Source organism: Actinomadura flavalba DSM 45200 (assembly GCF_000374305.1).
GTDB classification, from domain to species: domain Bacteria; phylum Actinomycetota; class Actinomycetes; order Streptosporangiales; family Streptosporangiaceae; genus Spirillospora; species Spirillospora flavalba.
Window position 1 is genome coordinate 48,409 of sequence record NZ_KB894096.1, and the last position, 17,295, is coordinate 65,703.

Annotated in this window: 16 protein-coding genes; 4 read left to right on the forward strand and 12 right to left on the reverse strand. The window is 74.0% G+C overall.

Annotated features, from left to right (window positions below; translation table 11 throughout):
- Positions 1-86: 86 nt before the first annotated feature.
- Positions 87-1,133, reverse strand: coding sequence for a Gfo/Idh/MocA family oxidoreductase (locus C229_RS0116220; RefSeq protein ID WP_018656135.1), 1,047 nt, complete (start codon positions 1,131-1,133; stop codon positions 87-89).
- A gap of 1,126 nt (positions 1,134-2,259) precedes the next feature.
- Between C229_RS0116220 and C229_RS0116225 the strand changes: the two genes are divergently transcribed.
- Positions 2,260-3,894: an NAD(P)/FAD-dependent oxidoreductase gene (locus tag C229_RS0116225; RefSeq protein ID WP_026313850.1), complete on the forward strand. Its 1,635-nt coding sequence runs from the start codon at positions 2,260-2,262 to the stop codon at positions 3,892-3,894.
- The gene (locus tag C229_RS0116230; RefSeq protein ID WP_018656137.1) at positions 3,891-5,321 is read left to right on the forward strand and encodes a sensor histidine kinase; all 1,431 of its coding nucleotides are present in this window, start codon (positions 3,891-3,893) and stop codon (positions 5,319-5,321) included. The genes C229_RS0116225 and C229_RS0116230 overlap by 4 nt, the downstream gene beginning before the upstream one ends.
- On the opposite strand, the gene C229_RS0116235 is transcribed toward C229_RS0116230, so the two are convergent.
- Positions 5,294-6,178 (reverse strand): hypothetical protein, encoded by an 885-nt coding sequence (locus C229_RS0116235; protein ID WP_018656138.1) that lies wholly within the window; start codon positions 6,176-6,178, stop codon positions 5,294-5,296. The two genes, C229_RS0116230 and C229_RS0116235, sit on opposite strands and share 28 nt — an antisense overlap.
- Positions 6,179-6,327: 149 nt before the next feature.
- Positions 6,328-7,122 carry a class II aldolase/adducin family protein gene (locus tag C229_RS0116240; protein WP_018656139.1) on the reverse strand — a complete coding sequence of 265 codons (795 nt, stop codon included), beginning with the start codon at positions 7,120-7,122 and terminating at the stop codon, positions 6,328-6,330.
- A 118-nt stretch (positions 7,123-7,240) separates the two neighbouring features.
- On the opposite strand from C229_RS0116240, the gene C229_RS0116245 reads away from it, so the two are divergent.
- A complete protein-coding gene (locus C229_RS0116245; RefSeq protein WP_018656140.1) occupies positions 7,241-8,347 on the forward strand; it encodes a helix-turn-helix domain-containing protein in 1,107 nt (368 codons plus the stop codon).
- 2 nt (positions 8,348-8,349) lie between these two features.
- On the opposite strand, the gene C229_RS30870 is transcribed toward C229_RS0116245, so the two are convergent.
- From C229_RS30870 to C229_RS30880, 5 genes are all read right to left on the reverse strand, one after another.
- A complete protein-coding gene (locus C229_RS30870) occupies positions 8,350-8,724 on the reverse strand; it encodes a YkvA family protein (protein WP_018656141.1) in 375 nt (124 codons plus the stop codon).
- Between the two features lie 47 nt (positions 8,725-8,771).
- Entirely contained in the window at positions 8,772-9,512 is a 741-nt protein-coding gene (locus tag C229_RS0116255) for a hypothetical protein (protein WP_018656142.1), read from the reverse strand.
- Between the two features lie 83 nt (positions 9,513-9,595).
- Positions 9,596-11,002, reverse strand: coding sequence for an aldehyde dehydrogenase family protein (locus tag C229_RS0116260; RefSeq protein WP_018656143.1), 1,407 nt, complete (start codon positions 11,000-11,002; stop codon positions 9,596-9,598).
- Between the two features lie 127 nt (positions 11,003-11,129).
- Positions 11,130-11,732, reverse strand: coding sequence for a hypothetical protein (locus C229_RS32975; RefSeq protein ID WP_051109000.1), 603 nt, complete (start codon positions 11,730-11,732; stop codon positions 11,130-11,132).
- A gap of 4 nt (positions 11,733-11,736) precedes the next feature.
- A complete protein-coding gene (locus C229_RS30880) occupies positions 11,737-12,519 on the reverse strand; it encodes a hypothetical protein (protein WP_018656144.1) in 783 nt (260 codons plus the stop codon).
- 205 nt (positions 12,520-12,724) lie between these two features.
- Between C229_RS30880 and C229_RS0116275 the strand changes: the two genes are divergently transcribed.
- A complete protein-coding gene (locus tag C229_RS0116275; RefSeq protein ID WP_205624499.1) occupies positions 12,725-13,243 on the forward strand; it encodes a hypothetical protein in 519 nt (172 codons plus the stop codon).
- Here the strand turns inward: C229_RS0116275 and C229_RS0116280 are convergent.
- From C229_RS0116280 to aceA, 4 genes are all read right to left on the reverse strand, one after another.
- Entirely contained in the window at positions 13,210-14,172 is a 963-nt protein-coding gene (locus C229_RS0116280; protein WP_018656146.1) for an ABC transporter ATP-binding protein, read from the reverse strand. The genes C229_RS0116275 and C229_RS0116280 overlap by 34 nt on opposite strands.
- A 16-nt stretch (positions 14,173-14,188) precedes the next feature.
- Positions 14,189-14,992, reverse strand: coding sequence for an ABC transporter permease (locus C229_RS0116285; protein WP_026313851.1), 804 nt, complete (start codon positions 14,990-14,992; stop codon positions 14,189-14,191).
- Positions 14,985-15,764 carry an ABC transporter permease gene (locus C229_RS0116290; protein WP_018656148.1) on the reverse strand — a complete coding sequence of 260 codons (780 nt, stop codon included), beginning with the start codon at positions 15,762-15,764 and terminating at the stop codon, positions 14,985-14,987. Before C229_RS0116290 ends, C229_RS0116285 begins: the two co-directional genes overlap by 8 nt.
- Positions 15,765-15,901: 137 nt before the next feature.
- Positions 15,902-17,185: an isocitrate lyase gene (gene aceA, locus C229_RS0116295; protein WP_018656149.1), complete on the reverse strand. Its 1,284-nt coding sequence runs from the start codon at positions 17,183-17,185 to the stop codon at positions 15,902-15,904.
- Positions 17,186-17,295 lie beyond the last annotated feature (110 nt).

Genomic DNA, 17,295 nt, shown 5'->3' on the forward strand with positions numbered 1-17,295 from the left:
CTGCCGAGGTGTCGTGCGGCTGTTCTGGGCGTCCTGGGTGATGGTGGCCTGGTCGGGCGGCTCGGTGGTGGTCTCGGTGGTGTTGTTCAGGGTTTCAGGGTGATGGTGGTTCGGGTTTTGGAGGATTCTGTGGCGGCTTCGATGATGTCCAGGCCGGTGATGGCGTCGTTGAGGTCGACCGGGGGCGGTGCGTTCTCGGTGAGGGTGCGGGCGACCGCGCGGTAGAACTCCTGGTAGGCGCCCGGCATCGTCGGTTCGGGGCGGGTGTCGTCCGGGGTGCCGCGGCGGCCGTAGCGGTCGGACGGGGCCTGTCCCCAGGCGGGGTCGTCGGCGGGGGTGCGGCCCTCGCGCAAGGCGTCCTCCTGCGGGTCCATGCCGGAGACGACGTAGGACGCGTCCGCGCCGAGGATGCGGAAACGCGGCCCGAGGTCGGCGGCCGTGGCGCTCATCCACAGGTGCGAGTGCTCCCCGCCCGGGTGGGTGAGCGCGACGAAGACGTCGTCGGACGTCGTGGCGCCCGGACGGCGCGTGTCGATCTCCGCGTAGACCGTTCCAGGGCGGCCGAACAGCGCGACGGCCTGGTCGATCAGGTGCGCGCCGAGGTCGAACAGGACGCCGCCCGCGTCGCGCGGGTCCGCGCTCTCCTTCCACGACTCCTTGACCCGCGGGCGCCACCGCTCGAACCGCGACTCGAGCCGCGGCACCGCGCCGAGCGCACCGTCTTCGACGAGCTGCGCCACGGTGCGGAAGTCGCCGTCCCAGCGGCGGTTGTGGAACGGGATGACCGGCAGCCCGCGCACGGCGGCGAGCGCCGCCAGGGACCGCGCGTCGGCCGCCGTCGCCGCCACCGGCTTGTCCAGCACGACCGGCATGCCGGACGTGAGCGCTTCGCGAGCCAGCGCCACGTGCTTCCGGTTCGGCACCGAGATGACGACGAGGTCGTACCGGTCCGTCGCCTCCCACAGCCGGTCGGTGCCGTCGAGCACCTCCACGCCGGGATACCGGGCGAGGACGTCGTCCCGGCGGCTCGTGACGATCGCGTCGAGCCGCAGCTCCGGCACCGAGCTGATCAGCGGTGCGTGGAAGACCGCGCCCCCGGTCCCGTATCCGATGAGTGCCACCCGCAGTGTCATGTTCCGATCATGACCGATGCCCGAGCGGAGTGCGTGAACCGACCCACCCCGCGCCTGCGGCCGGGCTCGCCGGAAGGCTGAGCGCCGGGCGCGCCCCGCGCGCGTGGCGGGCTCGCTGGGGCGCCGGGTCCGCCACCGCGCTTGTGGCCCGGCGCGCTTGGAGGCTGGGCGCCCAGCCCGTTCCGCGCCTGCGGGCGGGCTCGCTGGAAGCTTGGTGCCGGGTTCGCCCCGCGCCTGTGGCTTGGCGCGCTGGAAGGTTGCGCGCTGAGCCCGTCTCGCGCGTGCGGCTGGGCTCGCTGGGCGCCGGGTCCGTCCTCGGGCCTGCGGGCGGGCTCGCTGGGAGGCTGGCGCTGGGTCCGCCCCCGCGCCTGCGGCCCGGTGCGCCGGGAGGCTGGGCGCCGAGCCTGGCCCGGACCTGTGTCGGGCTCGCTGGGAGGTTGGGTGTCGGGTCCGTTCCGGGCCTGCGGGCGGGCTCGTTGGGAGGATGGGCGCTGGGTCCGTTGTCGCGTCTGCGGCTGGGTGCGTTGAAGGCTGCGCGCTGAGCCCGTTCCGCGCGTGCGGCCAGGCTCGCTGGGTGCCGGGACCGCCCCGGGTCTGCGGCCGGGCGCGTTGGGAGGTTGGCGCTGAGCCCGCGCCACACCTGCGGCCGGGTGCGCTTGAAGGCTGGGCGTCGGGTCTGCTCCGCGTTCGCGGTCGGGCGCGCTGTGAGGCTGGGCGCCGAGTCTTTTCCGGGTCTGTGGTCGGGCGCTGGGAGGCTGGGCGCCGGGTCCGCTCCCGCGCCTGTGGCTGGACGCTGGGAGGCTGGGTGCCGGGTCCGTCCCGGGTCTGCGGGCGGGCGCGTTGGGAGGCTGGGTGTCGGGTCCGCTCCGCGTTCGCGGTCGGGCTCGCTGTGAGGCTGCGCGCTGAGTCTGTCCGGGCCTGTGATCGGGCTGGGAGGCTGGGCGCCGAGTCTGTCCGGGCCTGTGGTCGGGCTGGGAGGCTGGGCGCCGGGTCCGTCCTCGGGCCTGCGGGCGGGCTCGCGGGGTGCCGGGTCTGTCCCGGGTCTGTGGGTGGGCTGGGTGTCGGGTGTGTTGGGGGGTGTGGGTGGTGGTGCTGGGAAGATTGCTGTTCGTCGTACGCTGGCTGGATGAGTCAGGTCAAGCCCGTCATCCTTACCGTGGACGACGATCCCGGCGTTTCTCGTGCCGTCGCTCGCGATTTGCGTCGTCGCTACGCCGAGCGCTATCGGGTCGTGCGTGCCGAGTCGGGGTCGCAGGCGCTCGGGGCGCTGCGTGAGCTGAAGTTGCGCGGGGACGACACCGCCGTCCTGCTCGCCGACCACCGCATGCCCGAGATGAACGGCGTCGAGTTCCTGGAACGCGCCATGGACCTGTATCCGTTCGCGCGCCGGGTGCTGCTGACGGCCTACGCCGACACCGACGCCGCGATCCGCGCCATCAACGTCGTCGACCTGGACCACTACCTGCTCAAGCCGTGGAATCCGCCGGAGGAGAAGTTCTATCCGGTGATCGACGCGCAGCTCGACGCGTGGACCCGCACCGACCGGCGCGTCCCCGAGGAGCTGCGCGTCGTCGGGCACCGCTGGAGCGCCCGGTCGTACGAGATCCGCGACTTCCTCACCCGCAACCAGCTCCCGTACACGTTTCTGCTCGACACCGTCCCGGAGGGCGAGGAACTGGTGAAGGCGGCCGGGTCGCCTGAGCTGCCGCTGGTCGTGCTGCCGGACGGCACCGCGCTCGCGGCGCCGGGTGACGCCGAGCTGGCGGCGGCCGTGGGCCTGTCCACCAGCGCGGGAGCCGACTTCTACGACCTCGTGGTGGTCGGCGGCGGCCCGGCGGGGCTGGGCGCCGCCGTCTACGGCGCGTCGGAGGGGCTGCGGACGGTGCTGATCGAGCGGCACGCGTCCGGCGGGCAGGCCGGGCAGAGTTCCCGCATCGAGAACTACCTGGGCTTTCCGGACGGCGTGTCCGGCGCCCAGCTCGCGGACCGCGCCCGCCGCCAGGCCGAGCGCTTCGGCGTGGAGCTGGTGACGACGGGCGAGGTCGTCGGCCTGGAGGAGCGCGGCCCGGCGCGCGTGGTGCGGCAGGACGACGGCTCGGAGATCGCCGCCCACGCCGTCATCCTCGCCACCGGCGTCTCCTACCGGATGCTGGCCGCGCCCGGCCTGGACGGCCTGGTCGGACGCGGCGTCTACTACGGCGCCGCGCCCGCCGAGACCCCCGACTGCGTGGGCCAGGACGTCTACGTCGTCGGCGGCGCGAACTCGGCCGGGCAGTGCGCCGTCAACCTCGCCCGGTACGCGGCGCGCGTGCACCTGCTGGTACGCGCGGACGGGTTGGGGGCGTCGATGTCGCACTACCTGATCGAGCAGATCGCGGGCATCGCGAACATCACCGTGCACACCGGCACGGTCGTGACGGCGGGGGAGGGCGACGGCCACCTGGAGCGGCTGACCCTCACCGGCCCGGACGGCGCCCGCACCGTGGACGCCCAGTGGCTGTTCGTCTTCATCGGCGCCGAGCCCCGCACCGACTGGCTCGACGGCGTCGTGGAACGCGACGCGCGCGGCTACGTCCTGACCGGGCCCGACGTCGGCGGCGGCGGGACGCCGGTCCGCGACCCGTACTGGCTGGAGACCAGCGTGCCGGGGGTGTTCGCGGCGGGCGACGTGCGCGCCGACTCCGTCAAGCGCGTCGCCTCGGCCGTCGGTGACGGTGCGATGGCCGTCGCGATGGTCCACCGTTACCTGGAGCGCTCATGACACGGGCCGACCCCGGCGAGCTGCGCCGGCTGTTCCTGTTCGACAGCCTGGACGAGACGCAGCTCGCGTGGCTCGCCGACCACGGCGGCGTCCGGACGTTCGCGGAGGGCGAGCTGCTCTGCGCGCAGGGCGAGCCCGCCGAGGAGTTCTACGTCCTGCTCGACGGCGAGATCAGCATGTTCCACCTGGTGCGCAACGCCGAGCTGGAGCTGAACCGCGACAGCAGGCCCGGCCTGTACGGCGGGGCGGTGCAGGCGTACATCGGGGACCGCATCGAGCAGATCTATCCGCACTCGCTGCGCGCGACGCGGCCCGCCCGGGTGTTCGTGCTGCCCGCGCGGTCGTTCGCGCAGGCGGTGCGCGAGTGGTTCCCGATGGCGACGCACCTGCTGGAGGGCGTGTTCTTCGGCATGACGACGGTCCGGCACGTCGTGGACCAGCGTGAGCGGCTGACGGCGCTCGGGACGCTGACGGCGGGGCTGACGCACGAGCTGAACAACCCGGCCGCCGCCGTGTCGCGGGCGAGCGCCGAGCTGGGCGACCGGCTGCTCGCCTCGCAGCGGCGGCTGGCGGACCTGGCCCGGCAGGGCGTGGACTGCGAGCGCATCGGCGCGCTGGTGTCGCTGCACGAGCGGCTGACGGGGGCGGGGGCGGCGCAGCCGGGACGCGACCCCCTGGCGGTCAGCGACGCCGAGGACGAGCTGGGCGACTGGCTCGACGAGCACGGCGTCCCGGACGGCTGGGACGTCGCCCCGGGCCTGGTCGCCGCCGGGTTCGGCGTCGCGGAGGCGGAGCAGGTGGCGGAGGCGGCGGGCGACCGGCTGCCCGCCGCGATCGGCTGGCTCGCGGAGGTGCTGGAGGTGGCGCAGCTCCAGGCGGAGATCGCGGAGGCGTCCGGCCGGATCACGGCGCTGCTCGACTCGGCGCGGCAGTACTCGCAGCTCGACCGCGCCGCCGCCGGGGACGCGGATCTGGCCGAGCTGCTGGAGAGCACGCTGACGATGCTGCGCCGCAAGATCGCGCCGGACGTCCGGGTCGTGACGGACTACGCGGCCGGTCTCCCGCGCGTGCCGTGCTTCCCGGCCGAGCTGAACCAGGTGTGGACGAACCTGGTCGTCAACGCGCTCGACGCGATGGGCGGCCACGGGACGCTGACGGTCCGCGCGTTCCGCGAGAACGACCACGCGGTGGTGGAGATCGGTGACACCGGCGGCGGCGTCCCGGAGGAGGACCTGGGCCGGATCTTCACGCCGTTCTTCACCACCAAGCCGGTCGGGCAGGGCACGGGCCTCGGCCTGGACATCTCGTGGCGCATCGTCGTGGGGCGGCACGGCGGCGACCTGACGGTGGAGTCGCGGCCGGGCGACACGCGGTTCCGGGTGCGGCTGCCGCTGGCGGGTCAGCCGCGCCCGAACGCGAGCCGGTAGCCGGGTCCGGTCGCGCGGTAGACGGGGCCGCGCCCCCACTTCAGGACCTCGAAGCGGACGCGGACGGCGTGCGAGCGGCGCCCGGTGAGGTCGGCCATCATCGCCTCGGACAGGTCGATGATGGCCGGCACCCGGTGCTGGGCGACGGCCCACGCGGCGGGCCCGAAGTCCTGCACGACGCCCTGCGCGGCGCGGCCCCGGTGCGTGACGCGGACGCGGGTGCCGAGCGGCCAGTAGGGGCTGGCGATCGTCACGTAGGACATGCGGGCGCCGCGCGCGGTGGCCGCGTCCCAGAAAGAGGTGGCGGTCGCGACCCCGGACGGCAGCTCCCGCGCCCCGGCGACCTCGGCGGGCAACCGCAGCGGGAACGTCCCGTGCGAGGCGGCGCCGTACAGCCCGAGCGGCACCCCGGCCCGCGTCCCGTCCGGGGCGGGGCGCGCGGCCGGTCCGGCGCCGGGGCGGGACGGCGGCGGGGTGCGGAGCGCGGCGATGGCGGCCGCCGTGAGCAGCGCGGCGATCAGGGTCGCGAGCGGTGCCGCCACGAGGACGTTGCGGGCGCGCCGCACCGGGGGAGGCGTGGTGGCCGGATAGGCGCTCTGGCCGCCGGTGAAGTCGCGCACGAGGACGCGCAGGTGCTCGGAGACCCCGGCTTCGGGGAGGTCCATCAGCTCGGCCAGCCGGGACGTGCACTCGCCGCGCAGGAGGCGTTCCAGGACGTGGCGTTCCCGCGGGGTGAGCACGGCGCGGCTGTGGCGGAGGACGTGGGCGGCGCCCTCGTCGGCGTACGGCTCGTCGTCGGCCCGCACCAGAAGGCGGGTCAGCCGCAGCAACTGGTCGGCGGCGTCCCGCGCGCTCACCCGCTTCACTCCCTTCCCCGATGATCGACTACATACGGTAATCGTGCCGGGGCTGGCGGAAGTCGAGCGAAGGGAAAGCCGAGCAAGATCTGTGCGCCGCGCCGCGAGCCCGGTCACCGGCGGGGGCGACCGGGCCGCGTGGCGGGGGCTCAGTCGAACAGGTCGGGCTGTTCGCGGGTGATCTGGTCGTAGAGCGGCTGGTAGTTGATCCAGCCGACCAGGTCGTTGCCGATCTGGGAGTGGGTGAGCTTGGCGTTCTCCGGCTCGATCGGGACGGGCGTCCCGGCCGCCTGCGCGAGGAGCTGCACCTGGCTCGACCGCTCCATGGTGATGAACCACCAGGCGGCGGCGTCGACGGTGTCGCCCACGGTCAGCAGGCCGTGGTTGCGCAGGATGACGGCCTTGTAGTCGCCCAGGGCGGCGGCGATGCGCTTGCCCTCCTCCAGGTCGGTGACGACGCCGGTGTAGTCGTCGAACAGGCCGTGGTCCTCGTAGAAGGCGCACACGTCCTGGGTGATCGGCTGGAGCTTCTGCCCGAGCGCCGACAGCGCGCGTCCGTGCGTGGAGTGGCTGTGCGCGGCGGCGACGACGTCCGGGCGGGCCTGGTGGACCTGCGAGTGGATCGCGAAGGCGGCCTCGTTCACCGGGTAGCGGCCCTCGACGACCTGCCCGGTGTGGTTCACCAGGATCAGGTCGGAGACCTTGACGTGCTTGAACGACATGCCGAACGGGTTGACCCAGAAGTGGTCGGTGCGCTCGGGGTCGCGCGCCGTGATGTGCCCGGCGACGCCCTCCTCGAAGCCGAACTTGCCGAAGACGCGCAGCGCGGCGGTGAGGCGCTCCTTGCGGTGCCGGCGCTCGTCCTCGACGGTGTCGAAGTTCGGCGGCAACCGGAAGATCAGGTCGGTCGGCAGCTTGTCGAGGAAGTCCTCGTCGTTCGCCATGGTGAAACTCCTTGGGTGTCGTCCGCTTCCACGGAATCGCACGGACGGCCGTCCGCCTAGAGTGAAGGGGTCCAACGGTCCGGGCCGTCGTTGTCCGCGACCGACAACCGGGGGAGCGATGACCGACCCGTTCCTGGCGCTGCTCGCCGACTGCGCGGACGATCCCGCCCTGCTGGAGGCGACGGTCCGCGCGGCCCGCACCCGCTCGGAACTGGTCGCGGCGCTGCCCGCCGAGGAGACGCGGCGGCACACGCGGGCGCTGGTGCGCGGGGTGCTGGCGGCGCTGGAGGGCGGCGGCGAGCCGGACGCGGCCGTGCTGGACGCGGCGGCGCGGCTCGGCTCGGACCGGGCCCGGCAGGGCGTCCCGGTCGCGTCGTTCCTCGACGGTTTCCAGGCGGGCCGCATGAACCTCGTCGCGGCGCTGGTCGCGGAGGGCCGCCGCCGGGGCGTCCCGGCCGACGCGCTGCTGGACGGCGTCACCCGCGTCGACGCGATCACGACGGCGCTGGTGCACCGCATGGTGCACGCGCACCGCGTCACCGAACTCGAACAGGCCCGCACGGCCCGCGAGGGCCGTCAGCAGGCGCTGCGCCAGCTCCTGCACGGCGAACCGGCGACGGTGCCGGCGCCGCTGGAGCCGTCGGGCGCCTACCACTGCGTGGTGTCGGACGTCAGCGACCCGGCGGTCGCCGCCCGCCTGGAGAACGCCCTGACGGCCACCGGCCCGGCCGTCTGCGGCCTGGTCGACGGCCGCTTCGCCGCCCTGGTCGTCCGCCTCCCCGACCCGTCCGCGCTCCCGGAGGAGCCGCTGCTCGTCGCGGCCCCGCCCGGGCCCCCGGCGACGATCGCCCCCAGTTACGCGCTGGCCCGCCGCGCCCTGCACGCCGCCGACGCCGCCGACCTCACCGGGCTGCGCCGTCTGACCGACCTGGCCCTGCTGACGGCGACCGCCGCGGACCCCGGCCTGGGCCGCCTGCTGGCCCGCGACCTGCTGCCGGGCCTGCACCCGGCCGACCCGTTCCACCGCGAGCTCGCCGAGACCGCCCTGGCCTACCTCGACGCGGGCGGGCGCGGCGACCTGGCCGCCGCCGCCCTCCACGTCCACGTCAACACCGTCAAGTACCGCCTGCGCCGCCTGCGCGACCTCACCGGCCACAGCCCCGCCGGTACCGCCCTCCCCGCGTCCGCGCACTGGTGGTGGGCGCTGCGGAGCTGGCTGGGGTGACGTCAGGAGCGGGGGACGACGCGGCGTGAGCGTCGGGTGTACTCCTGGGCCGCCGCGACCAGGAGCCAGGTGAACGCGGTCGCGTCGTCGACGATCCCGACCGGCAGGAACACGTCGGGGATGAGGTCGATCGGGGAGATGATGTAGACGACCGCCGCGATCATCGCGGCGATCTTCCCCTTGCCGGTGCGGTAGGGGACGTCCGCGCCGCCGCCGAGCGCGGCCCGCGCCCGGCCCTGCCGCAGCCGCACCAGCCCGGCGATGACGAGCACCGCCCCGGCGGCCATCGCGCCCGCGCCGATCCAGACGACCGGCGCGTCCGACACCAGGGCGGTGACGGAACCGGCCGCCAGCAGCACCAATCCGATCCAGACCATGACGTACCTCCCGGAGGTCGCTCCCGGTATAGCCCGTCAGCGGCCGATCATTCGTACAGTTGCCCGCAGACCAGCACCCGGGACAGGTCGCCCCAGGTCAGCCGGGGAAGAAGCCGGACGAGCGACTTCTGCGGCGCACCCGGCCGGGGGGTGCGCTGCCCGTCGGCGGCGTCCCAGCCGCCCAGCGCCCCCGCGACCGCGCACTCCAGGTAGGTGGCGGGCTCGAAGTTGTACCAGCGCGGCGGCGTGGCGCGCTCGCCCGAACCGGACGGGCGCGGCGCGTCCACGCCGAAGCGGGCGTCGGGGCCGGGCGGGTGGTGGACGAAGTCCTCCAGGTCGGCGAGCTGGGACAGGATGACGCGCTCCCAGTCGGCATGATCGTGCGGGGCGTCGCCGGGCAGCGCCAGGTCCTTGATGGACCACGCCGGGTCGTAGGGGGCGGGCGCCACGACGGCGGCGGCCGTGAACAGCGCGGCGACGTCGTCGGGCGCCAGCGCCTCCTGGTCGCGCAGCGGCAGGCTCACCTTCCACAGCGCGCGCAGGAACGCCGACAGCGACCACGACGCGCTCCGCACGTCCCGGCCGACGCCCAGCACGTGCAGGTACAGGTCGCGGTTGGTGCGGTCGGTCGCGGCGGGCGGCCCCACCACCCGGTAGAGCTGCCGGTGCGGGACGCCGCCCTCCAGGACGAGGACGCGCGCGAGCGCCTGCACGCGGGTGTCGTGCGTGGACACCGTGAACGCGTTGCCGAGGTCGTCCTGGCGGACGACCTCCCAGGTCTCGTCCAAGCGGTTCCTTCCGGGATGCGGGTCGGCGGCAGGGGCGCTGCTCGCATTGTCGCAAACAGCGCGCGGCGGCGGGGCGGGGCGCGTCAGGATTTCGCGGTGTGCAGCACCTGGATGTCGGTGAAGCCGTACAGGCCCCACGGCCCGTTCTCCACGCCGACGCCGCTCCACTTGAACCCGCCGAACGGCTGGTGCGGGGCCAGCGCCAGGTGGGTGTTCACCCAGACGGTGCCGCACTCCAGGCGGCTCGCGACCTGCGCGGCGCGTTCGGCGTCGCCGCCCCACACCGACCCCGACAGGCCGAAGTGGGTGCCGTTGGCGCGGGCGACGGCCTCGTCCACGTCGTCGTAGCGGACGACCGGAAGCGCGGGCCCGAACTGCTCCTCGTCCACGACGCGGGAGCCCGCGGGGACGTCGGCCAGGATCGTCGGCGCGAAGAAGTAGCCGGGCCGGTCGAGGGGTTCCCCGCCCGCCGCCACCCGCGCGCCGCCCGCCACGGCCTCGGCCACCAGGTCGGTGACGCGTTCGAACTGCGGCCGGTTGTTGACCGGCCCGTACTGGACGCCCTCGGTCATCCCGTCCCCGACCTTCGCGGCGCGGGCGCGTTCGGCGAGCGCCTCCACCACCGCGTCGTAGAGCGAGGCGGGCGCGTAGACGCGCTTGACGGCCGAGCAGGTCTGCCCGTTGTTCAGGAACGCGGCGCCGAACAGCCGGTCCGCGACGGCGGCGGGGTCGGCGTCGGGCAGCAGGATCGCCGGGTCGTTGCCGCCCAGTTCCAGCGTGACGCGCTTGAGGTCGGGGGCGGCCGCCAGCGCGACGCGCTTGCCCGTCGCGACACTGCCGGTGAAGCTGATCTTGCGCGGGACGGGGTGCCCGGTCATCCACGCGCCGAGGTCGTCCCCGCCGGACACGACGTTGAGGACGCCGGGCGGCAGCACCTCGCGCAGCACCTCACCGAGCTTGAGGCTGGACAGCGGCGTGTACGGGGAGGGCTTGAGCACGATCGTGTTGCCCGCCAGCAGCGCCGGGGCGATCTTCCAGGCGGCCAGCAGAAGCGGGAAGTTCCACGGCGTGATCGCGGCGACGACGCCGACGGGCCGCCGGACGACCTCGACGCGGGCGCGCGCGTCGTCCTGGATGACCTCGCGGGGGATCTCCACCCCGGCGTAGTACTTCATCCACGCGCCCGCGCCCTTGACCTCGCCGGTGGCCTCGCGCAGCGGCTTGCCCTGCTCCAGGGTGAGGATGCGGCCGATCTCGGCGGCGCGGGAGTACAGGACGTCGGCGGCGGCCAGCAGCGCCTTGCGGCGGGCGTCCTCGTCGCCGCGCCAGGCGGGCAGGGCGGCGTGCGCGGCGTGCATCGCGGCGTCGAGCTGGGCGCGGGTGGCGTCCGGCGCGACCTCGGCGACCTCGCCGGTGGCGGGATTGATCACGCCGAACGTGGCCTCGGCGGGGGCGGGACGTCCGGCGATCGTCATCGTGTGCTCGGGCACCGGATGCTCCTTGCGGTCTCGGGGTGACGGTGCGGTCAGTATTCCCCGGCCGGGGCGGCCGGACCAGAGCGCGCGACGGAAACGGCGGGGGCGGCCGGACGGCCACCCCCGCCGATGCCGGACGGGATCACGACGACAGCATGCGGTCCAGGAACTCCCGGTAGCCGCGCAGCGTCTGGCGCAGCGTCTCGGTGTCGGGCTCGCCGCCGTCCTTGCGCCAGCCGTCCTCCAGCCGCGTCTTGTGCTTGCTCAGCGCCTGGGTGAGGGCCTGCACGGCCTCGTCGGCCAGTTCGTCGGCGCGGCGGACCGAGTCGCCCGGGTCGTCGACGAAACCGGCCTGGAGCTCGTGCCAGCGCTCGTGGAAGCGGTCGGCCTCGGCGGGGTCCAGTAGCCGGTCCACCGGGCTGTCCTTGTCGGCGCCGGGGGTGCCGGGCGTGGTGTCGGTGGTCACGGGCGCGGCGGTGTCCGTGGCGGGCGCGGCGGCCGGGGGCGGGGTGCCCGCGTCGGGCTCGGCGTCGAACTCGGACGGGCCGTCCTCGGTGCCGAACTCGGCTCCGGCTCCGGCGGGCGGGTCGGTCGGGCCGGGGCCCTCGCCGGGGACGGTGCCGGGGGACGGCTCGGCGAACGGGTCGCGCGGCGGGGCCCCGGCGACGTGGGCGTCGCCGTCGTGGGCGTCGCGGGGGGCGTCGTCGCGGATCTCGTCGTCGCGGTCGAAGCGGTGCTCGGACATGGGGTCAGCTCCTCGGGTTCTCGTCGTCGTTGCGGGTGCCGGTCACCGGCGCGCCGCGCTCGGCGGGCGCCTCGTCGCGCGGGGCGTCCGCGCGCCGTTCGGCGGGGACGTCGGTGGCAGCCGGCGCGGCGGGCGGCGCCGGGGTGTCGGGGCGGGCGTCGGCGCGGTGCTCAGCGGGGGCCTCACGGTGCTCGGCGGGGGTGTCCGGCCGGGTGCCGGAGAGGTCGGGGTCGGGGGCGGCGGCGCGCTCGCCCTCGGGGATGGCCAGCAGGTCCTCGAACAGGGCGCGGTAGTGCACCATCGCCTGACGCAGGTCCTCGGTGTCGGCCGAGCCCTCGGCGGACCTGGTGCTCAGCTCGTGACCACGGCGGTAGTGGTCGATGGTCTGGCCGTGCTCGACGGACAGGTGGGTGACGTTCTCGTCGAAGTCGCCCGTCGGGTAGCCGCGCTCGCCCATGACGGAGGTCACGAGGCGGTCGGCCTCGGCGACGGCCTCCTTCGGGGCGTCCACGAAGCGCTCCTGCACGTGGGTCCACTGGGCGCGCGCCTCCTCGCGGCGGCGCGGGTCCAGCTCCCGCAGTTCGAGCTCCTGGTGGCGCTGCTCGCGGGTGAGCAGCTCGCGCTCGGCGGCGCCGCGGCCACCGTGCCGCTCCACCGCGCGGTCGTACTCGGGGCCGAACTGGGACTTCAGACGCCGGGTTCGGCTCTGGGTCCACAGGACGAAGCCCCCGCCCGCGACGGCGGCGATCACGATGATGACGACGACGACCATCACGACGGTCGACATTGTGTCCTCCCTGTGCCGGAATAACGTCCCGCCGATGCCCCGGTGCCGAGGGTCAAAACGAAACTTTCTCCCATAGCCCGTCTGACCAGGAAAAACGTGCGTTCCGGTCAAGGTCGTCAAGTGACGAATCAGGATTTACTGCGCAACAGGTGATGCGCATGTTGGGATGGACGGAAATACCGCCCGCCCCCGCGAGGTGATCCCGGTGCGACACGCCCTCGGCTTCCTGCTCGGCCTGCTCCTGGTCCCGGCGCTGCTCTACGGAGCCGCCTGGGGCTTCGTCCAGGCCACGTCCTCCTACGACCCGCTCGCCCGCGAGATCACCGACACCGCCCGCGCCTACGGCTCGTTCGCCGTGCTGGCCGCCGCGGGCCTGGTCGCCGGTGTGATCATCGTGGCGCGCTGGGCGTCCCCGCTGGTCTCGCTGGTGCCCGCGCTGGCCCTGCTGGGCCTGTCGGGCTACTTCCTGTTCGACCCGGCCGCCGCGCTCGCGCTGCCCGCCCGCGTCCCGCCCGGCGGCGACCTGGACGACGGCCTGCGCACCCTGCTCGGCACCGGGCTGTTCGCGCTGCTCGGGTTCGCGCTGCTCGTCCCGACGTGGGCGCCGCGCCGCTGGGCGTCCGCCCGCGAGGACGGCGCGGACGCCCCCTGGCGCGAACCCGCCGGAGCGGGCAGCGGGCGGCACCGCGCTCACCCGGCGGCAGGTGAGACGACCCCCTGGTAGAGGCGCGCGACGACCTCCTCGATGTCGGGTTCGCGCAGCGCGAGGTCGCGGATCTCGTACCGCGCCGACAGCGCCGCGATCACCGCCGCCGGGTTCGCGTCCGGCGGCAGCGCGAGCCACTGGCGCGGCCCCGCGACGCGCGCGACGGTCACGCCGCCGAGGTCGACCGGCGGGCCGGGCTCGGCCAGGTCGACGACGAGCGTGCGGCCGGTGTCGGCGCGGGCGCGCAGCGCGGGCAGGTCGCCGTCGAAGACCGGGCGGCCCCGGTCCACGATGAGGACTCGGTCGCACAGGCGCTCGATGTCGCCGAGGTCGTGCGTGGTGAGCAGGATCGTCGTGCCGCGCTCGGTGTTCAGCCGTTCCAGGAAGCCCCGGACGGTCGCCTTGCTCACGACGTCGAGCCCGATCGTCGGCTCGTCCAGGATGAGCAGTTCGGGCGCGTGCAGCAGCGCGGCGGCCAGGTCGCCGCGCATCCGCTGGCCGAGGCTGAGCTGCCGGACGGGGGTGTCCAGGAACGGGCCGAGTTCCAGCAGCGCGGTCAGCTCGTCCAGCCGCTCGCGGTGCGCCGCCGACTCGACCCGGTACAGGCGCCGGACGAGCGCGAGGCTGTCGCGCAGCGGCAGGTCCCACCACAGGGTCGTGCGCTGGCCGAACACCACGCCGATGCGGCGCGCGAGCGTCGTCCGCTGCCGGGACGGGTCGAGCCCGCACACCCGCACCGACCCCGCCGACGGGGTGAGGATGCCGGTCAGCATCTTGATCGTCGTGGACTTCCCGGCGCCGTTGGGGCCGAGGTAGCCGAGGAACTGGCCGCGCGGGACGGTGAAGCTCATCCCGTCCACGGCGCGGACGGTGGTCCGGACGCGGCGGAACCGCCCGGTCCGGCGGCGGACGGTGAACGTCCGCGCGACGTCGGTGACCTCGATCATGGGGGGTGCCTCCCGTTCAGTTTCCGGTGGAGCGGTAGCGGCGCAGCCCCGTCCGCCAGGCCAGCGCCGCCGCCGCGCAGGTGACGACGGCGACGGCCGGGGACGCGAACCGGGCCGGGCCGGGCAGGCCGAGCGGGTCGGGCCGGTCCAGCACGTACAGGGCGGGCTGCCAGTTGACGAAGGCGAGCGGGACGACGAACGTCACGCCGCGCACGAAGTCGCGGGCGAACAGGCTCAGCGGGTACTGGGTGAGGAAGCCGCCGCCGTAGGTGAGGGACTTGGTGGCGCCGTGGCTCTCCATCAGGACGAACTGGACGGACGCCGCCAGCACCCAGATCCCGCAGAAGATCGCCGTGCCGGACACGACCATCACCGCGACGACGGCGGCGCGGCCCGGCGTCCACGGCACGTCCAGCCGGGGCAGCACGAGCGCCAGCAGCACCGCCGGGAGGACGATCCTGATCGGGCGGCGCGGGTTGAATCGCTCGGTGGCGATCTGCACGAGCGGGCTCACCGGCCGCGTCATCATCGTGTCGAAGGTGCCCTCGCGCACGTGCCGCGACAGCAGCTCGGTGTTGCCGAGCAGCGCGTCGGACGCCTGGAACGCCAGCGCCGCCGTCGCGTACAGGAACAGCACCTCGGCGGCGGTGAACCCGCCGAGCCGGTCGGCGCCGGTGAACACGATCACGATCGCCAGCGCGTCGAGGCCGGTGACGACCGCGCTGCCGACGCCGAGCAGGACCAGCGACACCGGATACTGCGCGGCCGAGCGCGTCCACGCCCACACCAGCACGCCGTACATGCGCAACTGCTCAGCCACCCTGCACCACCAGCCGGTGCCGGGCCGCGCGGGTGACCAGGTGCGCGGCGGCGAGCAGCGCCGCCGCCCACGCCGCCTGGAACGCCAGCGCGCCCGCCACGTCGCGTTTGCCCAGGTAGACGTCGGCGGGCACCTGGATGAGCGCCGACCACGGCAGCCATCCGGCGGCCGTGCCGAGCGCGCCGGGGAACACCACCAGGGGGAGGACCATGCCGGAGAAGAACAGGGTGAGGACGAGCGAGATCATCTGCACGCCCTGGTCGTCGGAGAGCCAGAACATCGCCAGCGCGACGAGGTAGCGCAGCGCGAAGCTGACGAGCACCGCGAGCGCGAACGCCGCCGCGAACGCGGCGGCCCGCGCGGGGGAGGGGGCGCGCAGGTCGAAGATGATCGCCCCGGTCAGCAGCGGCGGCCCGGCGCGCAGCAGCAGCGTGGCCAGGGCGCGGCCCACGTCGTCGGCGAGCCACCAGCCGAGCAGCCCGACGGGACGGTACAGGTCGATGGCGACGTCGCCGGTGCGGATGCGGGCCGTCAGGTCCATGCCGCCGAAGACCTGGACGGCGCCGAGCAGCGCCTGGGTCAGGAAGCAGAACGTGACGGCGTCGGTGACGTCGTAGCCGCCGAGGGAGGGGCGCTCGGCCCAGACGGCGATGAGGATGTAGGCGCGGAGGAGGCCGAAGACGGTGTTGGTCAGGCCCTCGGTGAACGCGCCGAGCGGATAGGCGGTGTGTCTGCGGAAGGCGTACCAGGCGACCCACGGATGGACACTCACTTGCCGAGAGCCTAGTCCGGCCCGCCCGCCGCTTCCGTGGCGTTCTGCGCAGAAAAGCCGGAAGGCCCCTCCGGGGTGTAGGAACCGGAGGGGCCTTCCATCCTCAGTTGAGCCGTGAGGACTGAGGTATCAGCGGATCAGTGGAACTGACCCTCTTCGGTGGAGCCCTTGAGCGCCGTGGTGGACGAGTCCGGGGCGATCGCGGTGCTGACCAGGTCGAAGTAGCCGGTGCCGGCCTCGCGCTGGTGCTTGACGGCGGTGAAGCCGCGCTCGGCCGCCGCGAACTCGCGCTCCTGGAGCTCGACGTAGGCCGACATGCCCTCGCGGGCGTAGCCGTAGGCCAGGTCGAACATGCCGCTGTTGAGCGAGTGGAAGCCGGCCAGCGTGATGAACTGGAACTTGAAGCCCATGTGGCCCAGCTCGCGCTGGAACTTCGCGATGGTCGCGTCGTCCAGGTGCGCCTTCCAGTTGAAGGACGGCGAGCAGTTGTAGGCCAGCATCTGGTCCGGGTACTCGGCCTTGACGGCCTCGGCGAACTTGCGGGCCTGCTCCAGGTCCGGGGTGCCGGTCTCCATCCAGATGAGGTCGGAGTACGGCGCGTACGCCTTGGCGCGGGCGATACAGGGCTCGATGCCGTTGCGGACCCGGTAGAAGCCCTCGGCGGTGCGCTCGCCGGTGATGAACTCGCGGTCGCGCTCGTCCACGTCGGTCGTGATCAGGGTCGCGGCCTCGGCGTCGGTCCGCGCGATGATCAGGGAGTTGACGTTGGAGATGTCCGCGGCGAGACGCGCGGTGTTCAGCGTCTTGATGTGCTGCGAGGTCGGGATGAGGACCTTGCCGCCCAGGTGGCCGCACTTCTTCTCGGAGGCGAGCTGGTCCTCCCAGTGCACGCCCGCCGCACCGGCGGCGATCATGCCCTTCATCAGCTCGAAGGCGTTGAGGACGCCACCGAAGCCGGCCTCGGCGTCGGCGACGATCGGGGCGAGGTAGTGCGTGTCGCCCGAGCCCTCGGACCACTGCACCTGGTCGGCGCGCAGCAGGGCGTTGTTGATCCGGCGGACGACCTGCGGCACCGAGTTGGCCGGGTAGATCGACTGGTCCGGGTAGGTCTGGCCCGCCAGGTTGGCGTCGGCGGCGACCTGCCAGCCGGACAGGTAGATGGCCTTGAGACCGGCCTTCACCTGCTGGACGGCCTGCATGCCGGTCAGCGCGCCCAGCGAGTGGACGTAGGGCTCCTCGTGCAGGAGCTTCCACAGGCGCTCGGCGCCGAGGCGCGCGAGGGTGTGCTCCTCCTGGACCGAGCCGCGCAGCTTGACGACCTCTTCGGCGGAGTAGCTCCGCTCGATGCCGTTCCAGCGCTCGTCGTTGGCCCACTGCTGCCGCAGCTCGTCGGCTGCGCCCTTGAGGCGACTGTCGCTCATCGCATTGCCCTTCTGTGTCGTCCCCTGGGTGCTTGACCTCGACTATGCCGCGAGTGCGAGGGCGAAATGACCGATCCGACGGCGAAAGATCTGCTGTTTTTCCGCTACCA

Coding starts and splice junctions, on each gene's coding strand:
- C229_RS0116220 (WP_018656135.1), bottom strand. CDS start 1,133: ATGACACTGCGGGTGGCACTCATCGGATACGGGACCGGGGGCGCGGTC.
- C229_RS0116225 (WP_026313850.1), top strand. CDS start 2,260: ATGAGTCAGGTCAAGCCCGTCATCCTTACCGTGGACGACGATCCCGGC.
- C229_RS0116230 (WP_018656137.1), top strand. CDS start 3,891: ATGACACGGGCCGACCCCGGCGAGCTGCGCCGGCTGTTCCTGTTCGAC.
- C229_RS0116240 (WP_018656139.1), bottom strand. CDS start 7,122: ATGGCGAACGACGAGGACTTCCTCGACAAGCTGCCGACCGACCTGATC.
- C229_RS0116245 (WP_018656140.1), top strand. CDS start 7,241: ATGACCGACCCGTTCCTGGCGCTGCTCGCCGACTGCGCGGACGATCCC.
- C229_RS30870 (WP_018656141.1), bottom strand. CDS start 8,724: ATGGTCTGGATCGGATTGGTGCTGCTGGCGGCCGGTTCCGTCACCGCC.
- C229_RS32975 (WP_051109000.1), bottom strand. CDS start 11,732: ATGTCCGAGCACCGCTTCGACCGCGACGACGAGATCCGCGACGACGCC.
- C229_RS30880 (WP_018656144.1), bottom strand. CDS start 12,519: ATGTCGACCGTCGTGATGGTCGTCGTCGTCATCATCGTGATCGCCGCC.
- C229_RS0116280 (WP_018656146.1), bottom strand. CDS start 14,172: ATGATCGAGGTCACCGACGTCGCGCGGACGTTCACCGTCCGCCGCCGG.
- aceA (WP_018656149.1), bottom strand. CDS start 17,185: ATGAGCGACAGTCGCCTCAAGGGCGCAGCCGACGAGCTGCGGCAGCAG.